Consider the following 15,203-nt stretch of genomic DNA (forward strand, 5'->3'; position numbering starts at 1 on the left):
ATTGTTTGATTATAAATTGATTTTCTATTAAACCATGGGCAGCTTTACCGTAAAGCTAGATCCTTTTCCGATCGTGGATTCCACGTGAATACTTCCTTTGTGAAGCTCTACAATTTTCTTTACATACGAAAGCCCTAGTCCCTGCCCTTTGACATTATGAATGTTTCCCGTTTCTTCGCGGAAGAACTTTTCAAAGATTTTTACTCTATTCACTGTTTCCATGCCCATTCCTTTGTCTTGGATTTCTATGACATAAAAGGAGCCTTCGTTTCGGGTCCGAACTTTAATTTTAGGGGCCTCGGGAGAATATTTATTTGCATTGTCAAGTAAATTCACGAGCATGTTCGAAAGGTGAAACTCATCAATTTTAAAAGTATATTCGGTGGCTTCAAATTCCTGAATCAGCTCTCCTCCTCTTTCATGCACAATGAGTTCAAACGATTGAGTGATCTTTTGGATTAGACTTCTTACGTTGGTTTCCTTAAGGAACAATTGAACTTCGTTACGTTCTAATTTAGACATATTTAGCACGTTTTCCACCTGCTTTTTCATGCGCAAATTCTCCTGCTTTATAAGCTGCGAATAGTATTTTACTTTCTCGGGAACACTTGCAATTTTATCATTTGCTAGAGAGTCTGTGGCCACAGAAATCGTCGCAAGTGGAGTTTTAAACTCATGCGACATATTGTTAATGAAATCCGTTTTAATGTCCGCAATCTTCTTTTGCTGCATCATATAATTGATGGAGGTTATATAGATTCCTAAGATGGTCAGAAGGGACAAAAAGGTACCTAAAAGCATAGGAAGATTGTTTTTCACTAGCGAAAAGTTCTGCCTAGGAAACACAAGGGAAAGTGTATATAAAGGTTGGTCATCCGCATCGCGGAAAAGCACTTCTTCGTACTTTGCATTTTGCGTTTGCGTTTCATAGTTTACATTGGCTATGCTCGTCACGTTTCCGTTTTTATCAAAAATTCCATAGCCAAAATCGGTTCCGATTCCGTGGTTTTTTAAAGACTTTCGAACGAGCGAATCGATCGCCCTGGGTTCTACCCTTTTTTCGATAGGACGGTTATTCCCAACAATGCGATAAAATTCTTTTAGATTGTATTCTCCTGAATTAATGGAACTATTCAGCGCCGCAGTTAAAGGCTCGGCATGCGAGGAATCTTTGGTTTGCTTGACGAGAACCTCGTCAGTCCACATCTTGATACGGTTTAAACTATCGCCTGTATTGGCAATCGGTAAATTTTCCCGCTCAATAATACTTTGTTGATACGTGATGGTTCTCCTTGTTGCAGAATCTTCTGTTTGTTGTATAATGGTAGAGCTGGGCTGCTTGCTATTCGCAACCACTGTATTCCCGAAATTTTTATTCGTCTCGTTCAAATATTTATCTACCTCCAAATCATTAAGCTCTCTGACAGAACTCACAAGGGAGGCTTCAACTTTGTTCGAAAAATCCTGATCTAACGCACCGTAGTATTCTTTCAGCCATTTAATTTGAAGCGTCACAAAAACCACCACAGAAATTGACATCAAGATGGAGATGATAGGAATAAACCGTTGATTCATGAGCTCTTTTTAAGTTTCAATTGTTAAAATTAAACCATTTAACAATATAAATACAAAAAATAGGCCAGTAAATTAAGCAAACACTCTTAAAACATTGGCTTTTAACACAATTGTTTCAATTATGACTTGGAAATAGCCTCAAGAACTTCCTGAGAAAAGAGATTTTCATCTATAAAATACTGAACGACTGCCTTTTTCATCAAAATTGTTTGTTCATTTGGCTTAAGCTCAGGCATTTCTTCTTTTACATTAAAATGGGGATAGCCCTCATCATCATAGTGCGAGAACTCGTAAAATCCATAAGGCTGAAGCAGTCGACACACGGCAATGTGAATCAAATTTAGTTTGTCCTCCTTGGTGTATTTTTGTTTGCCGCTGCCTAGTTCCTGGACTCCTATTAAAAACAGGACCGTTTCAATGGCTACATGCGGTTCTGTATCAAAATTGGTTTCAAAGAAGCGTTCTACTTCGCTCCATAATTCGTTTTCTTTCATGTGGTTTGTTCTAATTTTAATAAAAAAGCAAATTCTAAAGCTTCTTCTTTTAAGGACTCAAAGCGTCCTGCAGCACCTCCATGTCCAGAATCCATGTCTGTTTTTAGCAAAATTAGATTCTCAGATTGAGTGTGTTCTCTTAGCTTCGCAACCCATTTCGCGGGTTCCCAGTATTGCACTTGAGAATCATTAAATCCCGTGGTCACCAAAAGGTTTGGATAAGGAAGATCCGTCACATTGTCGTAAGGGGAATAAGATTTCATATACTCATAATACTCCTTATCGTTTGGATTCCCCCACTCGTCATATTCCCCTGTGGTCAGTGGAATAGAAGAGTCTAGCATCGTAGTCACAACATCGACAAACGGCACTTGAGCAACAATTCCATGATAAAGCGTCGGTTCTAAATTCATCACGACTCCCATCAAAAGACCTCCCGCGCTGCCGCCCATCGCGTACAAATGACTTGAAGAGGTCATTTCACGTGCAATCAATTCCTTGCTTACGTCAATGAAATCGTAGAAGGTGTTCTTCTTGTTGAGCATCATTCCGTCTAAATACCATTCCCTACCTAGATATTCTCCTCCACGTACATGGGCAATGGCATAGACAAATCCTCGGTCTAATAGGGAAAGTCTTACACTTGAAAAGTGCGCATCGACCGTACTCCCATAACTGCCATAGGCATACAAAAGTAAGGGAGTTTTGGGAGAAATCTCTGTATTCTTATGGTGCACCAACGAAACTGGAATTTCTTTTCCATCTCGTGCCTTTACCCAAAGTCGACTAGACGTATAGTTTTCAATCTTAAACGTAGGATCCATGATTTGCTGCTCCTTCAGCACTGTGCTCTCTCGAAGAGCCATATCGTAATTGCAGACTCGGTTCGGATGGGTAAGAGAACTGTACCCGTACTGAAGTTGGTCGGTCTCAAAATCTAAATTAAGACCTATATAAGCACTGTAGGTAGGATCTTGAAAAGGAAGATAATGAGACTCGCCCGTTCTTCTATCCACAATTCGTATGAAAAGAAGCCCTCTGCGCCGTTCTTCCACCACGAGGTAGTTTTCAAACACTTCAAACCCTTCTAAAAGCGCATCAGAATCGTAGGGAAGTAACTCTTGCCAATGTTCTTTCGTGGGAGTTAAAACACTTGTTTTCATTAACTTAAAGTTGGTAGCCCCTCCTTCATTGGTTAAAATAATCCACTCCTGCTTATAAGGTTCAACGCAGTACTCTAAACCGTCTTCACGCGGCTGAATTAAGTTCCAATGGCCAAGAGGCTCATCGGATCTTAAAAACCAACACTCATCCGAAAGGGTACTTGAAATCCCTAATAAAATATATTCTTGCGATTTGGATTTTTGCACATGCACATCAAAGGCTTCATCCTCTTCCAGGAATACCAGTACATCCTCAGAGGGATCTGTACCTAACTGATGTCGATACACTCGACTTGCACGAAGCTGCTCGTCCAGTTTCACATAAAAAACATGGGTATTGTCCTCGGCCCACACGAGTTTTCCGGTGGTGCTCAAAAACTCCTCCTTAAGGACTTCCCCCGTACGTAAGTTCTTAATAGAAATGGAATAACTACGGTCTCCGGCTGTATCCCAAGCATAGCTTACTAGCTCGTTGTCAGGACTTACTGCGACGCTTCCTATCTCAAAGAACTCATATCCAAGAGCAAGAGAGTTCACATCTACGATCGTTTCACTCTCCGACTCAAGAGATCCTTTTCTGCGAACAAAAACGGGATGCTCCTTTCCCTCAAAGTAATGAACGATGTACCAGTATCCATTGAAAAAATAAGGCACCGATTCATCGTCCTTTTTGTAGCGACTCTTCATCTCCTCGTAAAGCTCATTTTGTAAGTCTTCCGTTGAGGACATCACCTTTTCACAATAGGCATTCTCCTGTTCTAAATAGGCCTTTACCTCTTTAGAATCCCGATCGTTCATCCAATAATAGGCATCGATTCGTAAATCGCCATGCTTCTTCAAATTTTTCTCTATTCTTTGGGCCCTAGGTGCCATCATCTTATTTATGGTCTAAAAGTAACAAAAAACCATCTTATCCAAAGGGAAAAGACGGCTTATTTTATTTTTGGGTTTTAAGGACTCTACTTTCCGCTACGAATGTATTTTTCGATGGCCATGGTCATGGACGGGGTTTCCTTAGAAGGCGCCATTAAGTTGACCACGAGGCCTAATTCTTCAGCCGCCAGTTGCGTCGTAGTTCCAAACACGGCAATGTGCGTGTTATTTTGCTTAAAATCTTTATAGTTTTCAAACAAAGAACGAATTCCTTGTGGGGAGAAAAAGACAAGCATATCGTAGTCGTTTACGGGAGTCTCCGATAGATCCGCATACACGGTACGGTACATAATTGCTCTAGTCCAATCCACTCCTGCCTTGTCTAGGGTGCTAGGAACGTCTGCGTTCAAAACATCAGAGGACGGAAGGAGATATTTCTCATTTGGGTATTTTTTGAACAGTGGAGCTAGATCCGAAAAGAGTTTTTCCCCAAAACTGATTTTTCGTTTTCTATAGACAATGTGCTTTTGCAAGTAATTGGCTACCGCTTCACTTTGACAGATGTAGCGCATGGTATCCGGTACGGAAAAACGCATTTCTTCTGCCAATCTAAAATAATGATCAATTGCATTCTTGCTCGTAAATACAATCCCTGTATACTGACTCAAATCAATTTTTTGTGTCCGGAGCTCTTTTGCATCCACACCTTCCACCAAAATAAAGGGTTTGAAGTCGATTTTAATTTTCTCTTTTTTGGCGATTTCCAAATAAGGAGAAGATTCGTTTGGTTCTGGTTGCGACACCAATATAGACTTTACTTTCATCATTGATTTTCGTTTATAAAAAAAGCAACTTCCATAGGGCAAGTATGGGTATAAATTGCAGCGTGCAAATATACAAAATTTTATAATACCACTCTTTTGGAAGAATGTAGTTAGGGTTGAAGGCGTAGAACAAAATTTTAAATAAAAACAGTCCAACCGCCACCAAAAGTGTCACTTGGAGAAACTCCAATCGCTCTACTGGAAAGTAATAGTTCAAGACCACCGCTCCAATCAGCACAAAACAAAGCGCCATATAAAATTTGGAAGTTACAAAGTACAAGCGACCCCATTTGCGATCCTGACCTACGCTACTGTAAAAAAAGAAGGTGAGAAAAAACCGCGAGAAATAAAACAAACTAAAAACAAGAAGTGTATAGCCAAATCGATTCAAAGAAAACCCAAAAAGAGAGAGCCGCTCGATTTCGAGGGGCACCATGGGAACGTAAGAAGTAAACAATGTGGATAACAAGAGGACGTACACAACGGAGATTAGAATCCAGGTGGGAAATATATTTCCAGAATCACTGTACGCCGCGGTAAAAAACCCTTTGAGACCGCGTTCGCGTTGCAAATACTGCAACACGACAATCATCACAAGCACAGAGGCTAAAAGAACCCCGACTACCCAGTCCCTGTTTTCTATAATTCTTACCAAGCCCACATTGTTTTTGCAAAAGTAAGACTATTTTTAAATCCGAAAAAACGCATTTGAAAAATACATTATCTTTGCAAATTAATATGGAAAAACTAGTCATTATTCCGACTTACAATGAGAAGGAAAACATCGAATCCATCGTTCGCGCCGTCTTTGCTTTGGAAGAGAAGTTTGACGTTTTAGTGGTAGACGATTCCTCTCCCGATGGAACCGCTCAAATTGTGGAATCCTTGCAAAAGGAATTTCCTCTTACGCTCCATTTAACCGTTCGAAAGGTAAAAGACGGACTTGGAAAAGCCTACATCCACGGATTTAGATGGGCTCTAGAAAGGAAGTATTCCTATATCTTTGAAATGGATGCTGATTTTTCGCACAATCCAAACGACCTCATTCCCCTATGGGAAGGATGTAAAAATGCGGACATGAGTGTGGGCAGTCGGTATTCTCAAGGGGTAAACGTAGTGAATTGGCCGATGGGACGAGTTCTTCTTTCTTATTTCGCCTCCAAGTACGTTCAAATCGTTCTGGGTATTCCTGTGCACGATACAACGGCTGGGTTTGTATGCTTTAAAGAAAGCACACTTCGTGCAATTGATTTAGACCGTATTAAATTAAAAGGCTACGGTTTTCAAGTGGAAATGAAATACCGTGTTTTTAAAAAAGGACTTAAAATTAAAGAAGTCCCTATTATATTCACCAATCGACTTCTCGGGGAAAGCAAAATGAACGGAGGGATTATTGGAGAGGCTATTTTCGGAATTCTTAATTTGCGTTGGAAATCAATTTTAGGAAGGTTATGAAAAAACTAGGACTCCTTTTCATACTGCTGTTTGCCGTTTCTTGTCAAAAATCGGGCGCCGTCGATAAGCCAAAGAATCTGATTGAACCGGATCAGATGGCCACAATTATTGCCGAGTTTGCGGTCAGCGAACAAGTAAATTACCAAAGCAAAGGTGGGGATTTAGAAACCACCTCACGCTATGTGCTGGCTTCTCAAAAAGTAACGGCCACAGAATTTCAAGAAAGTTATAATTATTATATTGCTTCCCCTAGGGTACTTGAAAAAATCCTAGTGCAAGCGCAGCAAATCGTGGCGGAAAAAGACCCCAAAGCGAAAAGCTATATTGAGAAAAAATTAAAAGAAGTAGGCTCAGTGCCTATTTTTGCAAGATAAATTATGGGAAAACCTTTTTTTCAAATTGAGAAAAAATCAGAAAGCAAAGCTCGAGCGGGCCTTCTTTCCACAGACCATGGCGAAATCCAAACGCCTATATTCATGCCTGTAGGCACAGTGGCCTCCGTGAAGACGGTGCACCAAAGAGAACTTAAAGACGACATTAAAGCGCAGATCATCCTGGGCAATACCTACCATTTATACCTTCGTCCTACGATGGACATCATGCAAAAAGCAGGAGGTCTGCATCAGTTTATGAATTGGCAAGGTCCCATTCTTACCGATTCCGGAGGCTATCAAGTTTTTTCTTTGTCCAAAAGTAGAAAAATGACGGAAGAAGGGGTGCAATTTAAATCGCATATTGACGGAAGCCTTCATTTCATATCCCCTGAAAAATCAATGGAAATCCAGCGACAAATTGGAGGAGATATCTTTATGGCCTTTGATGAGTGTACTCCGTATCCTTGCGAGTATAACCAAGCGAAGGAATCGATGGAAATGACCCACCGCTGGTTAAAGCGATGCATCCAATGGGTGGATCAAAACAAAGAAATTTACGACCACAAACAAAGACTTTTCCCAATTGTTCAGGGATCTACCTACTCAGACCTAAGAAAAGCTTCAGCCGAATTTATTTCAGAGCAGGGAGCCGAAGGAAATGCCATCGGAGGACTCTCCGTTGGGGAACCTGAGGAGGAAATGTACCGCATTACAAACGAAGTGACGGACATCCTTCCTATAGAGAAACCCCGCTACCTAATGGGTGTAGGCACACCATGGAACATTCTTGAGGCCATCGGCCTAGGAATTGACATGATGGACTGCGTCATGCCGACTCGGAATGCTCGAAACGCTATGCTCTTTACGTGGAACGGTGTGATGAACATGAAAAACCAAAAATGGAAGGACGATTTTTCACCCCTTGATGCTTTTGGAACTAGCTTTGTCGATAAGGAATACTCTAAAGCCTACGTAAGACATCTCTTTGTTTCGAAAGAATACTTAGGCAAACAGATTGCTTCGATTCACAACCTCGCATTCTACCTTGATCTCGTTCGTGTGGCAAGAGAACACATTGTGAAAGGAGACTTTTATTCGTGGAAAGATTCCGTACTTCCTAATTTAAAACAAAGACTCTAGTTTATTTATGACCATACTAGACAAATATATCATCAAAAAGTACTTAGGGACGTTAGGGTTCATGCTTTTACTACTCTCCTTAATTGTAGTGGTAATCGATGTGCAATCTAAATCTCCAAGAATCGAAGGAAATGGATTTACCGTAGGATACTTTCTACTTAATTTCTATCCATTTTGGATGATCTATTTGGTCATTACGTTCATGTCCATTCTCGTGTTCATCTCCGTAATTTACTTTACCTCTCGACTGGCCAACAACACCGAAATCGTAGCGATCATAAGCAGTGGTGCAAGTTTCCACCGGTTTGCTCGTCCTTACTTTATTGCCTCAGGGGTGATTGCCATTTTTTCCTTAGCGACAAACCATTTTGTTTTGCCTTGGGCAAACATTCAAAAAAACAAATTGGAAGTGTATACCATGGGGGACACTTCTAAAGAGAAAATCCTTGGCAACGTGGAAATCGCTACTCAGCTCTCCCCGACCACCTTTATCTTTATTCACAATTACAACCGGAAAGAAAAACGAGGGTCTAGCTTTTTGTATCAAAAATTTGATAAAAACCGCAAATTGATTGAAGAAATTTCAGCGAATGAGATCTATTGGGATGCCAAAAAGAACAAATTCACGATTACGAGTTATCTGCAGAGGAAAAGCGGTGCAAACCAGACCGAAAAAATAGCGAACGGGGATTTGAAAGACCTGAATTTCGGCTATCCTCCGGAAGAATTGTTTCCGGACGAATACTTAGGGCAAACCAAAACCACGCCCAAACTTTTAAAACTAATTGAGCAGGAGAAAAACAAAGGAAACAAAAATTTAAATTACTTTCTAAACGAACTCTACCTAAGAACTTCCATGCCCGTTTCTATTATCATTCTGACGATTCTTGCTCTTTCACTCTCCTCGCAGAAGAAAAGAGGAGGCCTTGGTGTCAATCTAGCTATTGGAATCTCCTTGGCATTTGCTTTTGTGTTCTCCTTTGAAGCGTTGAAGGTCGTTTCTCAAAACAATGTGCTTCCTCCCGTGGTTGCCATGTGGCTTCCGAACCTACTCTTTGGCCCGATGGCCCTTATCCTCTATTTTAGAAGAGCAAATCAATAAAGCATTTTGATTTCTTTGTGGTAAAACCGCTTCCTTCCGTCCTTTTCTAAATCCACTAGGAGCCCTCCCTCGAGGTCTGCCTCTTTGATTATGCCATTTTGGCGCAAGCCTTGAATTTCAAAAACACTAACCTCCTCTTTTTTGAACAAATGAGCATTGTACGACTCAAGAATGGCCTCGTTACTGGGCCACTTTCGTAAGTTCTGAAAAAGGTACTCATTTAGCAATTGCGCGGTCTCATGCAAGTCGAACTCTTGCCCAGATTGCGTCCATAAGGAGCCTGCCGACGGCAAGGCCGCAAAATCTCTTTGGCGAACATTGATTCCCACACCCAGTATATAATACCAATTCTTACCAATTCGCCGCTTTTCAATGAGCATTCCCCCTACTTTTTTCTTGTGGAGGATTAAGTCGTTCGGCCATTTGATTAAAGCTTCCGATTGGGTCAATTTGGCAAGAAACTCTCGAAAGGTTTCCGCGGTATGATAATTGAGCAAATTTTCACTAAGTGCGAGCATCTCCTCGGGAAGTGCGAGAGAAAACGCCAGGTTTTGGTTCTCTTGAGTTTCCCACGAATTGCCGTACTGACCGCGCCCCTTAGTTTGATTAAAGGTATAAACACAGAGGGAGCGAGAAGGCTCCGAAAGGAAATTTACGATGGCATCATTCGTAGAAAGGCAGGAAGTCAAGTAGTAGAGAGGAAACATTTATGAAACTTTATGAGATTAAAACCCTCCTTGGAGCGCAGAAAGTAAACAAAAAACAATAAATTTGCAAATTAGACCAATTTTTGAATGAGTAAAAATACACAAAAGCAACAACTTATAGACAAAATCGTCGAGGCGATTCAAGATACCAAAGGGGAAGATATCAAAATCTTTGACCTTACGGGCATCGAAAACTCTGTCGCAGAAACCTTCATTCTCTGTAGTGCGAATTCCAATACCCAAGTGAACGCCATTTCTGGCAATGTAGAAAAGAAAGTTCGAAACGAGCTAGGCGAACGTCCATGGCACGTGGAAGGAACCGACAATGCACTGTGGGTGCTTATGGACTATGTCTCTGTTGTCGTGCATGTATTCCAAAGACAAACCCGTGAATACTATGAAATAGAAGAACTATGGGGGGATGCAAAGATTACAAGCATCGAAGATTAATTATTAAAAAGGAATTCGTTTCCTACATAGAAGACCATTAAAAATGAAAAATAAAGGATTTAACTGGTTTTTTCCGATCGCCATAGCGGTGGTGCTGTTTCTCTTTTTGCAGCCCATGTTTAGCTCTAGCGAAGGATCGAAACTAGACGAAGAGCGATTTTATGAGCTCGTAGAACAAGGCAAGGTAAAAGATGTCTTAGTCTACACGGACATCAGCAAAGCCGATGTCTTTTTAACCAAAGAGGCCAAAGCAGAATTGGCAAAAAACGGCAAAGAACAGACTCCGAGCCCTTTTGAAATGCTAAGTCCTCAAACAGGACCCGACTATACATTTGCGTACGGGGACAAAACGATTCTTTTAGAAACGTACCGAGACCTTAAAAAGACCAACCCTGCCATTGCTACCACAATGGATTACACCACCGCTAAAAACCCGATTTCGGATTTATTTGTAACCATCCTAATTTGGGTTGCCGTACTTGGTTTGTTCTACTTCTTCCTCTTCAGAAGAATGGGAGGCGGAGGCGGAGGACCTGGGGGTCAGATCTTCTCCATTGGCAAATCGAAAGCCAAGCTTTTCGACGAAAAAGACAAAGTGCAAGTTACCTTTAAAGACGTAGCCGGATTAGAGGGAGCAAAAGAAGAAGTTCAAGAAGTTGTAGACTTCTTAAAGAACTCTGATAAATACACAAGATTAGGTGGGAAAATCCCAAAAGGAGTCCTTTTAGTAGGTCCTCCAGGAACAGGGAAAACCCTTCTTGCAAAAGCCGTGGCTGGCGAAGCAAAAGTTCCTTTTTTCTCCCTATCAGGTTCTGACTTTGTCGAGATGTTTGTAGGAGTAGGAGCCTCTAGAGTGAGAGACCTGTTTGCGCAAGCCAAAGCAAAATCACCCGCCATTATCTTCATTGATGAAATTGATGCGATTGGACGTGCGAGAGGAAAAGGAAACATTACAGGAGGAAACGACGAAAGGGAAAACACCCTGAACCAACTCCTTACGGAGATGGATGGTTTTGGAACCGACACAAACGTAATCGTGATGGCGGCAACCAACCGTGCGGACATTCTAGACAAAGCGCTTATGAGAGCGGGACGTTTTGACCGTTCCATCTATGTAGACCTTCCCGAACTTCACGAAAGAAGACAAATCTTTGATGTCCATTTAGCGAAAATCAAACTGGACCCGAACGTAGATCGTGATTTCTTAGCAAAACAAACCCCTGGGTTTAGCGGTGCAGACATTGCAAACGTTTGTAACGAAGCGGCCCTAATTGCTGCGAGAAACAACCACGATACCGTAACCAAACAAGACTTCCTTGATGCAGTAGACCGAATTATTGGAGGACTAGAAAAGAAAAACAAAGCCATTAAACCTTCCGAAAAGAAGCGAGTGGCCTTCCACGAAGCAGGACATGCTGCCATTTCATGGCTCGTAGAGCACGCAGCGCCTCTTCTTAAAGTGACTATTGTACCAAGAGGTAGATCCTTAGGAGCTGCATGGTACTTGCCTGAAGAACGTTCCCTTACCACAACCGAGCAGATGTACGACGAGATTTGTGCAACCCTGGGGGGTAGAGCTGCAGAGCAAACCGTGTTTGGAAACATTTCTACCGGAGCCCTCTCCGACCTAGAAAGAGTAACCAAGCAAGCACAAGCAATGGTAACGGTATATGGTCTTAACGATAGAGTAGGAAACATCTCTTATTACGATAGTTCAGGACAGAGTGAATATTCCCTTGGGAAACCTTACTCAGAACACACCGCAAAAACCATTGACGAAGAAATTTCTAAAATCATTGAACTTCAGTACACCCGTGCACTCCAGATCTTAACTGACAACCGCGATAAGCTAGATGCACTTGCTGGAAAGCTGTTAGAGAAGGAGGTTATTTTCCGCGAAGATTTAGAAGAGATTTTTGGCAAAAGAGCCTGGGATCCAGAACTCACGGAACAACCCCTGCAGGTTGCAGAAGAAAATAAGAAAGAGGATGTAGAGCCCGTATCTACCCCTCCTAGCGAACCAGAGCCGCTGCAACCAGAGGCTCCCTCCTCGGAGCTGCCCTCTTAATTAAATACAAAATCCTGACCTAAGAATTTACTTTCGGTCAGGATTTTGCTATTTATGCGATTCAATAAAATATAATTTCTATTTTTGTATTCTATAATTGATAAATCCATACTGTATACGTGAGCTTATTTAGGAAATTTGTAGGAAAAATTCTTAATCAGCCTGAAGTTGATGACGAGAACGATCTGGTAAAATTAGGAGACCAGTTAAAGCATGCGGATTTGGATTACAAGTTCGCCCAGCTTTTCACGCACTCGGGAGGCTACTTTAATTATTGCCAAGACGAAGCGGAAGCCTTGCAAGTTCTCAACCAGATTTTAAAACTTGAGGATATCCAATCCGTTTTTTGCTGTGATCAGGACCTAAAGAATTTTTTGGATGTTGTAAAGATCCCTTATGACAAAACGCTGGAATCGTTCCACGATGCGGCCTTTATCACTTGTGAGTATCTCATTGCTTACGACGGTCGAATTATGCTCTCACACAACAACATTCTTCATTACCATTCCTCTCGACTTCCGGAAAAGATTATTATTATGGCAAACGTCTCGCAAATTGTGACCAATTTAGGAGATGCCATGATGAAGGTAAAAAGAAGAGGCACCCTTAAGAATCTTACCTCTATTAGTGGCGGGCACTCGAAACTAGATCATACAGGAAAAGACAATACAAAACTTTTCTTACTTTTACTCGAAGATTAAAACCTTTTAATGTTTACTCTCTAATCAGAACAAAATTGGATAAAAATTTAATTCAAAGGCTAATCTCAGGACTCGTATACGGCTTAATAATCATACTCTGCACAACCTCTCTTGGGCAGAGTCTATTAGAGCCCATCGCCCCTAAAACTCGTCAACATCATTTGTATTTTGGTCTTATTGCCTTTCTTTTATTAGCCAGTGTTTGGGAATGCATCCGAATTCTCAAAATCACAGAAGGATGGCAACGAATTTTTGCCCTTCCGTTAAGCTTAGCGGTCTTTTACATCTTTGCAAAAAGATATTTTGAACAAGGGTTCTCTTATGAGGCGAATTCCTCGGAATGGATGGCTCTCTTTCTGATCCTAGTCGCTTGTCTTACCCTGTTCTTTTTCAAGAAAGAACTTAGCAACAATTCTGGAAAATTAGTTTTTACCGTTCTTTACACGGCACTTCCCTTTGGGTTTGCTTTGGGTCTCGTTCAATTCGAAAACGATCCGTTTACATGGGAGGCGTTTTGGCTTTTTGTACTGATTTGGTCTAGCGATTCCTTTGCTTACTTTTCAGGTAAACTCTTTGGTAAACATAAAATGGCTCCCACGATCTCTCCTAAGAAGACCTGGGAGGGGTTTGCAGGAGGAGTCCTTCTTACTTTGATTTTAGCCTACTTCATTGAATCTAATTTGCCTCAACTAAGAGGAAACTGGATTATAGTCGGTCTTTTGGTTTCTATCTTCGCCCCTTTAGGGGATCTCGTAGAAAGCCAATTAAAACGAAATTTCAATGTCAAGGATAGTGGATTCCTTATTCCAGGGCATGGAGGAGTGCTCGATAGGCTCGATAGCTTTATTATTTGTGCTCCCGTTGTGTATCTTTACTTCCTATTCAATCAACTTTTATAAAATCGACTATGAAACTGCATAAAGAATCTAAAGGCACTCTGCTTGTTGCCACGTTACTTTTCGTGATCGTCGCGATCCTCGCGATTTATTTTCTAAAGCAGTGGTCCCTGCTTATTATCATTCCCCTTCTCATTCTCTATGGGCTGGTGTTTTGGTTCTTCCGAGTACCCCATCGTATTTTATCGGAGCAGGAACTATCCATTGTAGCTCCTGTCGATGGAAAAGTGGTCATGATTAAAGAAGTGGACGAATCCGAGTTTTTGAAGCAAAAAGCGATTCAAATCTCCATTTTCATGTCTCCTCTTAATGTGCATATATGCCGCTATCCTGTTTCTGGAAAGGTGATTTATAAAAAGTACCATCCTGGAAAATACCTCGTCGCATGGCATGAGAAATCATCGACCGAAAACGAAAGAACCACCGTTGCAGTGGAAACTCCGGCAAAGCATCAGATTGTATTTCGACAAATTGCAGGGTATGTAGCTCGAAGAATTGTCTTCTATTGTCAGCCCGGTGACGAGGCGAAAGCGGGAGAAGAATTTGGGTTCATCAAATTCGGATCAAGAATGGACGTATTTTTACCCTTAGACTCGGAAATCCTCTGTAAAATTGGAGACAAAACCAAAGGCGGGGTGGATCTAATTGCACAACTATCCAAATCCGACTCTAACTAGACAATTTCTTGGGTCTTTGCCCCAAGCTCCTTTTTAATCTCGACAAAAGTCTACCCACCTAAAAGTCAAATTTTGGCTTTGCAAAAAATTATTTTAGTTTTTTTTTGTACCTTTTAAACCAAAATTCTTCCTTTATGACCTTGCTACGACTTTTTGGCTTCAGCGCCGCCCTTCTTTTTCTACTTGTTTCCTGTACACAGGATATTAACCAGCAAAAAATCGAGCTTCAAAAGCGCGAAGCTGCTTTGCAGGAAAAAGAAAGCGCATTTGCTTTAAAACAAGCGGATTACCAACTCCTTTCCAAAATGAGAGACTCTATTGTGAGCTCCGTGGATTCTCTTGACATTCACCCTAAATTAGAACTCATTGCAGGAAAATGGAAAGGTAAGATTGTTTGTACCGAAAGCAGCTGTCCTGAGTACGTTGTGGGAGACACGCGAATTGACGATTGGCAACTAGAGGTCGTTGCCGGAATTGTGACGGCTAAGAACTTGAATAAATCGGGCTTTATTCGGGTTTATAAAGGAGCCATCGAAAACAACCAATTAAAACTCTATTACAACAGTCCTGCACATGCGACTAAGGTCTTAAACATAGGAATCGTATTTCCGGATCTTTCCGCAAACAAACTTTCGGGTTCTCGCAGCGTTCAAATCGACGGGAAATGCCAAAGTATATACACCATTGAACTTTCACGATAAGCT

At 41.3% G+C, this 15,203-nt stretch carries 16 protein-coding genes; 10 read left to right on the forward strand and 6 right to left on the reverse strand.

All coding sequences use genetic code 11. The annotated features are described in order from the left end of the window. Positions 1–27: 27 nt before the first annotated feature. The 5 genes from AC3IRX_RS06870 to AC3IRX_RS06890 all read right to left on the reverse strand — a co-directional run bounded on the left by AC3IRX_RS06870 (position 28) and on the right by AC3IRX_RS06890 (position 5,584). Positions 28–1,575, reverse strand: coding sequence for a sensor histidine kinase (locus AC3IRX_RS06870; protein WP_489209167.1), 1,548 nt, complete (start codon positions 1,573–1,575; stop codon positions 28–30). Positions 1,576–1,694: 119 nt separating this feature from the next. Next, positions 1,695–2,069: a hypothetical protein gene (locus AC3IRX_RS06875; RefSeq protein ID WP_489209169.1), complete on the reverse strand. Its 375-nt coding sequence runs from the start codon at positions 2,067–2,069 to the stop codon at positions 1,695–1,697. After that, the gene (locus AC3IRX_RS06880; RefSeq protein WP_489209171.1) at positions 2,066–4,108 is read right to left on the reverse strand and encodes a S9 family peptidase; all 2,043 of its coding nucleotides are present in this window, start codon (positions 4,106–4,108) and stop codon (positions 2,066–2,068) included. The genes AC3IRX_RS06875 and AC3IRX_RS06880 overlap by 4 nt, the downstream gene beginning before the upstream one ends. 83 nt (positions 4,109–4,191) lie before the next feature. Further along, positions 4,192–4,929, reverse strand: coding sequence for a uroporphyrinogen-III synthase (locus tag AC3IRX_RS06885; protein ID WP_489211478.1), 738 nt, complete (start codon positions 4,927–4,929; stop codon positions 4,192–4,194). Positions 4,930–4,942: 13 nt separating this feature from the next. Then, positions 4,943–5,584, reverse strand: a complete 642-nt coding sequence (locus AC3IRX_RS06890) for a DUF4271 domain-containing protein (protein WP_489209172.1) — start codon at positions 5,582–5,584, stop codon at positions 4,943–4,945. 83 nt (positions 5,585–5,667) lie between these two features. Between AC3IRX_RS06890 and AC3IRX_RS06895 the strand changes: the two genes are divergently transcribed. The 4 genes from AC3IRX_RS06895 to AC3IRX_RS06910 are packed head-to-tail and all read left to right on the forward strand — an operon-like array spanning position 5,668 to position 9,000. Further along, positions 5,668–6,384, forward strand: coding sequence for a polyprenol monophosphomannose synthase (locus tag AC3IRX_RS06895; RefSeq protein ID WP_489209174.1), 717 nt, complete (start codon positions 5,668–5,670; stop codon positions 6,382–6,384). Further along, positions 6,381–6,758 carry a DUF4296 domain-containing protein gene (locus tag AC3IRX_RS06900; protein ID WP_489209175.1) on the forward strand — a complete coding sequence of 126 codons (378 nt, stop codon included), beginning with the start codon at positions 6,381–6,383 and terminating at the stop codon, positions 6,756–6,758. The genes AC3IRX_RS06895 and AC3IRX_RS06900 overlap by 4 nt, the downstream gene beginning before the upstream one ends. 3 nt (positions 6,759–6,761) lie before the next feature. Next, complete coding sequence (tgt, locus tag AC3IRX_RS06905) at positions 6,762–7,898, forward strand: tRNA guanosine(34) transglycosylase Tgt (protein ID WP_489209177.1); 1,137 nt, start codon at positions 6,762–6,764, stop codon at positions 7,896–7,898. Between the two features lie 7 nt (positions 7,899–7,905). Then, the gene (locus AC3IRX_RS06910) at positions 7,906–9,000 is read left to right on the forward strand and encodes an LptF/LptG family permease (protein WP_489209179.1); all 1,095 of its coding nucleotides are present in this window, start codon (positions 7,906–7,908) and stop codon (positions 8,998–9,000) included. On the opposite strand, the gene AC3IRX_RS06915 is transcribed toward AC3IRX_RS06910, so the two are convergent. Continuing rightward, complete coding sequence (locus tag AC3IRX_RS06915) at positions 8,994–9,707, reverse strand: biotin--[acetyl-CoA-carboxylase] ligase (RefSeq protein WP_489209181.1); 714 nt, start codon at positions 9,705–9,707, stop codon at positions 8,994–8,996. The genes AC3IRX_RS06910 and AC3IRX_RS06915 overlap by 7 nt on opposite strands. Positions 9,708–9,794: 87 nt before the next feature. Between AC3IRX_RS06915 and rsfS the strand changes: the two genes are divergently transcribed. The 6 genes from rsfS (at position 9,795) to AC3IRX_RS06945 (ending at position 15,200) form a co-directional block, all read left to right on the forward strand. Then, positions 9,795–10,157, forward strand: coding sequence for a ribosome silencing factor (gene rsfS, locus AC3IRX_RS06920; RefSeq protein ID WP_459083098.1), 363 nt, complete (start codon positions 9,795–9,797; stop codon positions 10,155–10,157). Positions 10,158–10,200: 43 nt separating this feature from the next. Continuing rightward, a complete protein-coding gene (gene ftsH, locus AC3IRX_RS06925) occupies positions 10,201–12,225 on the forward strand; it encodes an ATP-dependent zinc metalloprotease FtsH (RefSeq protein ID WP_489209184.1) in 2,025 nt (674 codons plus the stop codon). A 119-nt stretch (positions 12,226–12,344) separates the two neighbouring features. After that, positions 12,345–12,926, forward strand: a complete 582-nt coding sequence (locus AC3IRX_RS06930) for an LUD domain-containing protein (protein WP_489209186.1) — start codon at positions 12,345–12,347, stop codon at positions 12,924–12,926. Between the two features lie 35 nt (positions 12,927–12,961). Continuing rightward, complete coding sequence (locus AC3IRX_RS06935; protein ID WP_489209188.1) at positions 12,962–13,825, forward strand: phosphatidate cytidylyltransferase; 864 nt, start codon at positions 12,962–12,964, stop codon at positions 13,823–13,825. Positions 13,826–13,833: 8 nt separating this feature from the next. Continuing rightward, the gene (locus AC3IRX_RS06940) at positions 13,834–14,499 is read left to right on the forward strand and encodes a phosphatidylserine decarboxylase family protein (RefSeq protein WP_489209190.1); all 666 of its coding nucleotides are present in this window, start codon (positions 13,834–13,836) and stop codon (positions 14,497–14,499) included. 134 nt (positions 14,500–14,633) lie between these two features. Then, entirely contained in the window at positions 14,634–15,200 is a 567-nt protein-coding gene (locus AC3IRX_RS06945) for a hypothetical protein (protein ID WP_489209191.1), read from the forward strand. Positions 15,201–15,203: the final 3 nt, after the last annotated feature.

This window comes from Epilithonimonas sp. KH_059 (genome assembly GCF_057838485.1).